7 protein-coding genes are annotated in these 11374 nt (G+C 63.1%); all 7 read left to right on the forward strand.

Features of this window, described 5'->3' with window-relative positions:
• Positions 1-114 precede the first annotated feature (114 nt).
• Complete coding sequence (hydA, locus tag PLANPX_RS08500; protein WP_152098319.1) at positions 115-1494, forward strand: dihydropyrimidinase; 1380 nt, start codon at positions 115-117, stop codon at positions 1492-1494.
• 149 nt (positions 1495-1643) lie between these two features.
• Entirely contained in the window at positions 1644-2264 is a 621-nt protein-coding gene (locus PLANPX_RS08505) for a TetR/AcrR family transcriptional regulator (RefSeq protein WP_152098320.1), read from the forward strand.
• A gap of 61 nt (positions 2265-2325) precedes the next feature.
• The gene (locus PLANPX_RS08510; protein WP_152098321.1) at positions 2326-3486 is read left to right on the forward strand and encodes an HlyD family efflux transporter periplasmic adaptor subunit; all 1161 of its coding nucleotides are present in this window, start codon (positions 2326-2328) and stop codon (positions 3484-3486) included.
• A 197-nt stretch (positions 3487-3683) separates the two neighbouring features.
• Positions 3684-4838, forward strand: a complete 1155-nt coding sequence (devC, locus tag PLANPX_RS08515) for an ABC transporter permease DevC (protein WP_198421862.1) — start codon at positions 3684-3686, stop codon at positions 4836-4838.
• A 181-nt stretch (positions 4839-5019) separates the two neighbouring features.
• Positions 5020-5754 (forward strand): DevA family ABC transporter ATP-binding protein, encoded by a 735-nt coding sequence (locus PLANPX_RS08520; RefSeq protein WP_232536337.1) that lies wholly within the window; start codon positions 5020-5022, stop codon positions 5752-5754.
• A 236-nt stretch (positions 5755-5990) separates the two neighbouring features.
• Positions 5991-7220 carry a metallophosphoesterase family protein gene (locus PLANPX_RS08525; RefSeq protein WP_152098324.1) on the forward strand — a complete coding sequence of 410 codons (1230 nt, stop codon included), beginning with the start codon at positions 5991-5993 and terminating at the stop codon, positions 7218-7220.
• Between the two features lie 129 nt (positions 7221-7349).
• On the forward strand, positions 7350-10988 hold the full coding sequence (locus tag PLANPX_RS08530; RefSeq protein ID WP_152098325.1) for an AAA family ATPase: 3639 nt from the start codon (positions 7350-7352) through the stop codon (positions 10986-10988).
• The last annotated feature ends 386 nt before the right edge of the window (positions 10989-11374 follow it).

Raw genomic sequence — 11374 nt, forward strand, 5'->3', positions numbered from 1 at the left:
TTGGTTAGTGCTGAACTCTATTCCATTTGCGTTTATCTGCGTCTATCCGCGGTTCCGCATTTGTTTTTTCACAGCGTTCTTGGCGGTTCAATCTTTACTCCCCTCGGAGCGCGTATGAGCTTGCTGATCCAAAACGGCCGCATCGTTACCGCCAGCGACGATTTCGTCGGCGACGTCCTCGTCGAGGGGGAAACAATCGCCGCCGTCGGGCCGCGGCTGAGCGCTCCCGCGGGCGCCGAAGTGATTGATGCGACGGGCAAGTTCGTATTCCCCGGGTTCATCGACCCGCACGTCCACATTTACCTGCCGTTCATGGGGACGTTCGCGAAGGATACCTACGCCACGGCGAGTCGCGCCGCGCTTGTCGGCGGCACGACGACGCTGATTGAAATGTGTTGCCCCGCCCGCGGCGACGATCCGCTCGAAGCGTTCGAACTCTGGCTCTCGAAGGGGGCCGAAAGCGCCTGCGATTTTACGTTCCACATGGGCGTCTCGCGATTCGACGAAACCACCGAGGCCGCGATCCGAGAAATCGCCGCCCGCGGCGTCGCTTCACTGAAAGTCTTCCTCGCCTACAAGGGCGCCTTCGGCATCGACGACGGCGAACTCTATCAAACGCTCAAGCTTGCCAAAGAACTTGGCCTCATCGTCACCGCCCACTGCGAGAACGAAACGCTGGTCAGCGAACTGCAGCGTCGCCTGCTCGCCGCCGGTAAGACCGGCCCCGAATGGCACGAGCCATCGCGTCCGCCGCAAGTCGAGGCCGAGGGCGTGCACCATCTGATGACGTTCGCCGAACTCACCGGCGCCCACGTCTACTGCGTGCACACTTCTTGCCGCGAGGCGCTCGAAGCAGTTCTAGAGGCGCAACTCCGAGGCGTGCATGCGTGGGTCGAAACGGTGATCCCGTACCTGGTGATTGATAAGACCTACGTCGAACTGCCCAACTTCGAAGGCGCCAAGTACGTGATGTCGCCGCCGCTCCGCGATCCGGTCCATCAGCCGGTTCTCTGGAACGCCCTCCGTTCGCGCCTTATCAGCACGGTCGCCACCGATCACGCCCCGTTCGACTTCCATGGGCAAAAAGAGATGGGCCGAGACGATTTCACGAAAATCCCCAATGGCATTCCGTCAGTCGAAAATCGCGTCAATCTGCTCTACACGCATGGCGTCTGCCGCGGGCGGATCGATCTGAACACCTTCGTCGACGCTGCGAGTACGCAAGCCGCCAAGCTCTTCGGCCTCTATCCCCGCAAGGGAACGATCGCGGTTGGCAGCGACGCCGACTTGGTGATTTACGACCCTGCCTACCGCGGCAAAATTTCCGCGAAGACGCAGCAAATGGCCGTCGATTACAGCGCCTTCGAAGGCTGGGAACTCGAAGGTCGGCCGACGCTCGTCACCGTTCGAGGGCAGGTGCAGGTCCGCGACGGCAAATTTGTCGGAAAGCTTGGCTCGGGCCAGTTTTTAGCTCGTCCGGCGACCCACTTCTAAGCCACGATTTCAACGGCGTTCGACGCAAGTCGTTGCTGGCAAGTGACTTGTAAATTTGATTAAACCCGAGTGGAAATTCCATTGCCTCAAACATACCGTACGGTATAGTTAAGGTGTACTCCGAAGTTTTATTGGACGATCAAGAGACTATGGCCCGTCCGCCCGCCACCACGCCGAAAGGCATCCTCGAAGCCGCGATCCGCGTCGCCGGCCGCGATGGTCTGCAAGCGACGACGCTCGACAAAGTTGCCCACGAAGCGGGCGTCACCAAGGGAGGCGTCCTCTATCATTTCGCGTCGAAAGACGAGCTCCTCACACGCATGATGGAGCACTTCGCCAACGAGGTGGAGCAGGGGCTCGTGGCCCGCATCGCCGACGACCCCCACGCCGACCGCCGCTGGGTCCGCGCGATGGTCGACATGGTCTTCGCTCCCGATGCCCAGTCGGAGAAATCGGCCGAGGGGACGCCGCACGGCATCGCCCCCGAAACCACGCACAAATTTATCATGGCGATGCTCACCGCGTTCGCCTCGAACCCCGCGCTGCTTGACGTCATCCGCCCGTTCCTGGAGCGGATGCGCGGTCGAATCCAAGCCGAACCGAACTCGGTGGAGCAGGTTGTCACTTGGCTCGCCGCCGACGGCCTGTTCCTGTGGGAACTGTTCGGCATCGCCCGCCCCGGCGAACCGATGTGGAACGCCATCGTCGACGAACTCCGCCGCCGTTCCCGCCCCCGCTCGCCCGCCTTTGAAGCTCCGCTCGAAGTGTAACAACGGGCGACTTGCCGTCGCCTAACTGGTTGTCAGCGACCTTGAGAGAATTGAGGAACCCATGAGTCCCGTCTGGAGCCCTCCCGCTGGGTCGGCTGTAGAAGATCAGCCGAACGTCGCCGAGCCGCGCACCGCCGCGCGATGCTTCACGAAGCGCCGACTCCTGCTGCTGGCTGCAATTGTCGCAGTCATCGCCGCCGTGGCGTTCGTTGCCGTTTCGCGTTTGCGCACCGTCGCCACGCCTCCCGAAGCGGCCGCGCCGGTCGTGCTGAACGTCCACTCGCTCGGCTATCTCGAGCCGAAAACGGAAGTCATCCGCCTCGCCGCTCCCTCGACGTTTGGCGAGCAAGGCCGCTTGGAGCGTTTGCTCGTTGCTGAAGGCGATACGGTCGCCGCGGGCAGCGTCGTTGCAGTGCTCGACAATTTCAATCGCCGCTCCGCCTCGGTTGCCGAAGCTGAAGCCCGCGTTGCCGTCGAAGTTTCAAAACTCGCTCAGATCAAGGCCGGCGCCAAGCCGGGCGACCTCGCCGCACAGCGCGCGATGATCAGCCGTGCGAAGGCGGTGTTGAGTCAGGCGGAAGTCGACCTACACCGCAGCGAACGCCTCCTGAGCACCAAAGCAGTCCCGCAAGCAGAAGTTGATGCCGCCAACCTCAAAGTCGAGTCGGCTCGCGAGGACCTGAGCCACGCCGAGTCGACGCTCGAAAGCCTCGCCGAGGTCCGCACGGTCGACGTCGATCAGCAAGAACGCCAAATCGCCGCCGCCAAGGCGTCGCTCGCAATGGCTCGCGCCGAACTCGAAACAACCGAAGTCCGCTCGCCGATCGACGGTCAGGTACTGAAGGTCTGCATCCGCCCCGGTGAACGCGTCAACGAGGACGGCATCGTCGAGCTTGGCGACACGAGCGAGATGTACGCCGTCGCCGAAGTCTACGAAGCCGATCTGCCGCGCATCAAGCTCGGGCAGCCAGCGACGGTCCGCCTCTTCACGGGCGGCGCCGAGCCGCTCCAGGGCGAAGTCGCCGAGATCGGCATGATCGTCGCGAAGAAAGACGTCCTCGCGAATGACCCAGTCGCCGACACCGACGCCCGCGTCGTCGAAGTCCGCGTGAAACTCGAACACGAAGCCGCCCGCACCGTACAGCGCCTCTCCAATGCCCGCGTTGAAGTGACGATCGACGTTGCTGAGGAGCCTTCTACTCAACTGAGCGATAAGAATTGAACCACGACGACACTACGGACACGACGAATACAAAGCAAAATGAACCGCAAATGAACGCAAATAAACGCAGATCATTACTGATCTCATCAGCGTCTATTAGCGTTCACTAGCGGTACTGATTTACCACTGCGTTCTCTTCGTGCTTTTCGTCGTGCCCTTCGTGTCTTCGTGGTTAATCCCCTCAAGGAGTGACACCCGTGCCCGCCCGAGCGCCGCTCGCTTGGCTCCAACTTAGCTACGGCCGCGTCAAGCTCATCGTCGCGGTCGCCGGCGTCGTCGTCGCCGTGCTGCTGATGCTTATGCAACTGGGCTTCATGCAAGCCGCGTTCGAAAGCGCGCTGATCGTTCCGCGTCAAATCGACGCCGACCTCATCGTCATCAGTCCGCAATCGCAGGCGATGTTTCGCACCTCGCCGTTTCCGCGACGTCTCCTCTACCGCTTGCCGGCCGTTCCAGGCGTCGAGTCGGTCCGCGCCGTCTACCTCGGCACGGTGCCGTGGCACAATCCCTGGAAACGAAATGAGCAATCGATCTTCGTCTACGGCTTCGAGCCGGGCGACCCGCCGCTGAAGTTGCCGGGCCTCGCGGAGAACTGGCCCAATATCTTGCAGACCGACGCCGTCATCTATGACGCGAAGAGCAAGCCGATCTTCGGACCCGTCGCCGAGTCCTATCGCCGCGGCGAAAACGTCGAGGTCGAAGTGAATCGCCGCCGCGTCCACGTCGTCGGCCTTGCCGAAGCGGGCAACTCCTTCGGCATCGACGGCAACTTGTTCACGAGCGATCTCAACTTCTTCCGCATGTTCCCGCAACGCAATGCGGGCGGCGCCGACCTCGGCCTCGTCCATGTCGAGCCCGGCGTCGACCCGAAGACAGTGCAGGGCGAGCTGCAAAAACTGCTCGGCGTCGAAGCCCGCGTCCTCACCCATCAGGAATTTCTTGACTTCGAGCACGGCTACTGGGCCCGCTCGTCGCCGGTCGGCTTCGTCTTCACGCTCGGTGCCGTCGTCGGCTTTTGCATTGGCTTCGTCATCGTCTATCAGATTCTCTACACCGACGTTTCGAACCACCTCTCGCAGTACGCCACGATGAAGGCGATGGGATTTACTGACAGTTACCTCGTACGGCTGGTGCTGAAAGAGGCAGTCATCCTCGCCGGGCTCGGTTACTGGCCCGGCGTGCTGCTCGCATGGGGACTTTACGAAATCGCTCGCGCAGCAACGGCGCTACCGCTCGACATGACCTGGCAACGCGTCCTCGGCGTGTTTATCACCACGCTGGTGATGTGCCTCATTTCCGGAGTCGTCGCCGTCCGCCGCCTCCGCGCGGCGCAACCGGCCGATGTGTTTTAGTGATTGTCGGCCGCGGCGAAGAAGGTTTCAAATACTTAAACACAGAGGCCACAGAGAACACAGAGGAATTGCATTAATACTTATACTTGTATTTTCTCCGTGTCCTCTGTGCTCTCTGTGCTAAATGCCTTTGTCTGTCGGAAATAAAGGTACCGACGCTGCAATACTTAAGTCGAATCCGATGATGACTGTCAATCAAATACAATCTCTGACTGAGCCAGAAGGTGTAGGTAAAGTACCCGTCGTCTCCGGCCGCGGCATCTGCCATTCCTTCGGCGAGGGCGAACTCAAAAAACAAATCCTCTTCGATGTCGCCGTCGACATCGTCCCCGGCGAGGTCGTGCTCCTCACCGGCCCCTCCGGCAGCGGCAAAACGACGCTCCTCACGCTCATCGCCGGCCTCCGCGACGTGCAAGAAGGCCAACTCTTCGTCCTCGGCCACGAGCTCCACGGCGCCACGCGCGATCAATTGGTCGAAGTCCGCCGCAAAATCGGCTTCATCTTCCAAGCCCATAACTTGCTGCCATTTCTCTCGACGCGGCAGAACGTGGAACTCGTCTTCGAACTCCATCCCAACGTCTCGGCCGACGAAGCCCGCGATCGCGCCACGCGGATGCTGCAACTCGTCGGCCTCGGCGATCGGCTCGACTACATGCCTGAAAAGCTCTCCGGCGGTCAGAAGCAGCGCGTCGCGGTTGCCCGGGCGCTCGTCGCCGGGCCGCAGCTGATTCTCGCCGACGAACCGACCGCCGCGCTCGATGGCAAATCGGGCCGCGCGGTGGTCGACCTGCTGCAACAGCTTGCCCGCGAGCAGGGCTGCCCCGTGCTGATGGTCACCCACGACACCCGCGTTCTCGACGTCGCCGATCGCGTGATCCACATGGAAGATGGGCGAATTGCGGAGAATGCCCAATAGAAGCCACCGGCTCCGCCGGTGGACGCGTTTCAAGGAAGGTCAGCATTTCTTGCGCTCCGTCCACCGGCAGAGCCGGTGGCTCTCATCGCTCTGCGTAGCGTACTGCTAGCACCGCCAATAACCTGAAGTTGGTCTCTTTGCCAACTTAGGCTAAACTACCCGCCCCGCTATCGCTGTCGCTGCGCGCTCCCACTCGCGCAGCGGCCGACCCACTTTCGTACGCAAGGAGGCGTCGAATGTCGCAGCCCCCGCTTCGTTTCGTCCATGCCGGCGATCTTCATTTGGAACGCCCACTGACCGGCGTGTCCGAAATTCCCGATCAACTGCGCGAAGCTTTTCTCGAAGCTCCGTACCTGGCGGCGGAACAAATCTTTGAGACCGCGCTCACCGAAGGCGCTGACGCGCTCCTCCTCTCCGGCGACGTCGTCCACCTCGATAAGGCCGGACCGCGGGCCATTGTGTTTCTCCTCGAACAATTTCGTCGCCTCGCCGATCACAACATCGCCGTCTACTGGGCCGGCGGGCAGAACGATCCTGTCGATGCCTGGCCGCCGACCGCCACGCTCCCCTCGAACGTCCACCGCTTCCCCTCGGGCCGCGTCGGCAACTTCGAACACAAACGCCGCGACCAAACGATTGCCCGTATCCAAGGCATCAGCCGCAACCCCGGTCAGCCTGTCGACGACAGCGGCTTCCACCGCGATGCGAAGGGACTGTTCACGATCGGCGTCGCGCACGGCACCGCCGCCGCGCCCGGCAGCGAAGGCGACCGCGTCCACTACATGGCTCTCGGCGGCCAGCATCGCCGGCAAACGGTCGACCAATCGCCCGGCATCGCCCACTACGCTGGCACGCCGCAAGGCCGCACGCCCGACGAAACGGGCGCCTTCGGTTGTACCGTCGTCTCGGTCGACGAATCAGGCCATGTGAAAACGAACTTTGTCGCCGTCGACGTCGTTCGCTGGATCACCGAAACCGTCGAACTCACCGCCGGCGCCGAAGTGACGACGCTGCTTCCGCAAATCGACGTCCGCGTCAACAACCTGAAGGCGAAGCATCCCGATCGCGACCTGCTCGTCACGTGGCGGATCACCGGCAGCGGCGAGTTGCTCAACCAACTCCGCCCCGGCGGACTGAGCGACGAACTGATCGGCCAACTCCGCCACATGTACGGCCAAAAGTCGCCCGCCGTGTGGAGCGTCGCCATCGAATGCGACGAACCCCTCTGCGTCCCCGGCGAATGGTACGACGAAGAAACCATCCGCGGCGATGTGCTGCGGCAACTGCGCGAGCTTGAAGAAGACGATGCGATTCCGCTCGACCTCGAAGAGTTCTTCCCCGCGAGTCTCAAGGGGAGCCCGCTCGCCGAGCTGGCCCGCGTCTCGAGCGCCGACCGCAGCGAACTGCTCGTCGCCGCATCGAAGCTCGGCATGGACCTAATGAGTCTCGACGACGTCGAAGAGTAACGACACACACGCCAGGATCGAACCAACGGATTGACGTTCAATCCCAACCAACAAACATAGCCGCGGAGTTTGCTCCGCGAACGCCTCGGCACGGCGCCCGGGCACAATGGCCAGCACGGATCGCGAACCATGAAAATCACCGACCTTGAAATCGACGGCTTCGGCGTTTGGAATAACCTGAAGTTGACCGGTCTCTCCCGCCGCGTCACGGCGTTCTACGGCCCGAACGAGGCCGGCAAGACGACCGTCATGCAGTTCATCCGCAGCGTGCTCTACGGCATGTCGACGAGCCGGCGGAAGAAGTACCTCCCGCCAATCGACGGCGGCCAGCCTGGCGGCACGCTCGGCATCGTCGAGGGCGACCTCCGCTTCCGCGCGACCCGCATCGCCGACCGCGGCCCCGACGACGTCGGCCGCGTCATTTGCACCACCTCTGACGGCGCCACCAGCGGCGATCGCCTACTGCGCGAATCGCTCGGCGACGTCGACGAACCGACCTATACGAACATCTTCGCCGTCGGCCTCGACGAAATCCACGAACTCGGCATGCTCAGCGGCAGCAAGGCGGCCGAGTGGATTTACCGCCTCACGTCCGGCCTCGACCGCGTCAGCCTTTTCGACGTTATCCAAGAACTTCGCGCCAATCGTCACTCGCTGCTGAACGACGAAGGCCAGTCGTCGCGCATCGTCAGCCTGACGACGCAGCGCGAACGCCTCCGCGCTGAGGTCGATCGCCTCCGCGAGCAAAATCGCCTCTGGTCGCAACTGGCGGTAAAGATCAAGGAACTCGACGACCAAATCATCGCCGTCGAAACCGAAGTTCGCAAAGCCGAGCACCACGCCCGCACGGTCGAAATCGCCGTCGGCCTCAAGCCGAATTGGCGCAAACGCGAAAAGCTTGACGAGCAACTCGGCCACCTCAGCGGCCGCGTGAAGTTGCCGGCTGATGCGATCGAACGGCTCAACGCGATCAACGCCGACATTGAAAAACACCAACGCCAGTCGGACGTGCTGCAGGGCCAACGTCACCAACTGCGCGACGAAGCCGAACGCCTCGGCATCAACGAACTGCTCGTCCGTAACGCCCAGCGGATCGACGCCCTCGGCGAACAACGCGATTGGCTCCAATCGCTCCAGCGGCAACAAGACGAACTCGAACGCGAAGCGAAGAGCTACGAAGCCCGCTTCACTGCCGAGCAAAAGCGGCTCGCCGAAGCCCTCGGCGTCAAAGACGCGACGCGGCTCAACGAGCTGAACGAAAGCGACTTCGAAGCCCTGCAGCCGCAAATCGACGCCCTGCGCCTCGCCCAAAAGCGGCTCGAGCAAGCGCAACGCGACGTCGACATGCTCAGCGAGAGCGAACGCTCGTTCCGCACGCAAATCGAAACGGCCATCGTCGGCGGCGAATCGCACGGCCTGCCGATGGATCTGCAAGAAGCGAGCAACCTCGTCGCCCGCCTCCGCAAGCGGCTCGCCGTCGAGCAACGGCTCGACATGGCCCGCCAGCATGAAGTCGAACTCGAACAGCAAAGCCACGACCTGCTCGACGATCAGGTGATGCCGCTGTGGCTGTTCGGCTGGTTGCTCGCGGCGTTCGTCGCCGGCGCCCTGATGCTAGGCGTCTGGCTGCTCGTCCCTGATTCGCCGTTCGGCAAGTACGGCAGTTTGGTGGCGCTCGTCGGCATCGGCGGCGCCGCGTTCGCTTGGGTCTTCAAGTACTTCGCCGACGACGCCGCAGCCGACAAACTCGACGCCTGCCAGCGCCAGATGGAAGTCGTCGGCAAGCAAATCGCCGACGCCGAGCGCGAGAAGCAACAAGTCGACGCCGAACTGCCGATGACCGACGGTTCGGTCGTGCTCCGTATGCAAGCCGCCGAGCGTCACCTCGCCGAACTCGAGAACGTGCTCCCCGTCGAGGCTCAGCGCAAGCAAGCGGGCGGCGAAGTTGCCAACGCTGAAACCCGACTCAAGCAAGCTCAGCGCGAACGCGAAGCTGCGTTTGCCACCTGGAAGGCGAAGATCGTCGCCCTCGGCCTGCCGGGCGAAATCGATCCGCAACTGCTGCTCAGCGTCACCGATCGCTACGGCCAGCTCGCCGACCTCGAAGCCCGCGCTCGCCATCGCCGCGAAGACGCCGCCGCCCGCCAGCGCGAGCATGAAACGCTCCTCCGCCGCATCCGCGACCTCGCCGAAGAAGTCGGCTGCGTGCTGAAGCCGAAGGTCTCGAACGACAACAAGCAGAAGCAAGAGGCCAATCGCGAGAAATCCGACGCGGCCGCCGATCGCAATTCGACTGACCGCAACCAGCAAATCGAATTCGCCAATCCGCTCGACCAGCTCGATCACCTCCTCACCGAACGCCGCCGCCAACTCGGCGACGTCCAACGCCGCGAAGATCTCGTGGTGAAGGCGAAGGAACTCAAAGCGGAAGAAGGGAAACATCTGCAAACGATCGTCGGTCTCAAGCGTCGTCGCGGCGCCATGTTCCAAGCCGGCGGCTGCGAGGATGAGCAAGAGTACCGCATGATGGCCGCCGACCAGCACCAACATGCCCTCCTCACGCAACAGCGCGACGCCGTCACCCGCGAAATCGTCGCCGCCATCGGCCGCCATGAACCGGAGGAAGTCTTCAACAACCTCCTCGCCCCCGATTCGATCGGCACGCTCGACCAAATGTGGGAGCAAGCAACCGCAGGTCTCGACCTGACCGGCAACAAGCTGAAAGAACTCGCCGAGCAACGCGGCTCGCACACCCGCGAGCAGACCGAACTCGCGAAGGACCGCTCGCTCGCCGAACGCCCGCTCGATCTCAGCGTCGTCGAGAAGCAACTCGAGGAAGCGAAGTCCGATTGGCGCCGCCATGCGACGGTCAATCGCGTTCTCGAACGCATCCGCGCCGACTACGAAGCCCATCGCCAGCCCGAAACGCTCGCCGAAGCGTCGCGCTACATGGCGAAGCTCACCAACGGTCAGTACAAGCGAATCTGGACGCCGTTGTCGAACGACATCCTGCTCGTCGACAACGCCGCCGGCGAAGCATTACCGGTCGACGTGCTGAGCCGCGGCACCCGCGAGCAGCTGTTCCTCAGCGTTCGCATGGCGCTGGTGGCCAACTTCGCCCGCCGCGGCGTGAACGTGCCGATGGTGCTCGACGACGTGCTAGTCAACTTCGACATCGAACGAACCCGCCGCGCCGCCGAGGTCCTCAGCGAATTCGCCGCCGCCGGCCATCAGTTGCTGATGTTCACCTGCCACGAGCACATGTGGGAAATGTTCCGCAAGCTCGACGGCGACTGCCGCCGCATCCCCGTCCGCCGCGGCCAGCCCGAACCGGTCGCCCCGCCAGTCGTCATCGCCGAACCCGAACCGGTGGCGATCGAGGAACCAATCGCCCCCCCCAAGCCCAAAAAATCTCCCAAAAAGCCGCGACCGGTGGTCGCGGTCCCCGCTCCCGCCCCCATTCCCGTCCCCGCACTAGACCTCTACGACTACCCCTTCATCGAACGCATCGTCGAAGAACGCCACGCCCCCGCAGTCGCCGCTCCCGCGGCCGTCGCGACGGAAGCCCCGTCGGAGTTCCACGAATACTCGTTCGACCTCCCGGCCAGCGACTACCGCGAAGAGTCGCACGAAGGGGAGGGCGCCCTAGCGTACATCGTCAGCGCCGACGACGCGCTCAACCGCCGCGCCGAAAGCGCCTCGCGCCGCCACCACACCATCCCCAATTACCGCCGCCGCGGCGATCACCTAGAACCGCGCCGCGCATAACCGCTCCGTAGAGCGATGAATTCGCGCAACGACTTCCTTAGCCCCCGGTTCTTCAAACCGGGGGTAACGCGGCCACCACTACGCAACCCGTCAACTTCTCCGCCAAAGCCCCCGGGTGGCACCGACACTCCGGCGAGTCGGTGCGGCAATGTCGTGAAACGCGTCCGCCGGCGTGTCGGTGTTGTCGCAGACAACCAGAGGCAACGCAGCCTTCGCTCAATCGCCTCTCGTCGCTAGCGCGACCCCGACACGCGGCCGGTCTTCTACGGCAGAGTGGAGAGCCGGTCGCGGCCGAGTGTCGGTGCCACCCATGAACTCCCCGCCACTCAATAACGGCTATCCACCAACATTCCCCCCGCCCCCGCCGCTGGACAGCCCCTATAATT

This window comes from Lacipirellula parvula, assembly GCF_009177095.1.
Classification (GTDB): domain Bacteria; phylum Planctomycetota; class Planctomycetia; order Pirellulales; family Lacipirellulaceae; genus Lacipirellula; species Lacipirellula parvula.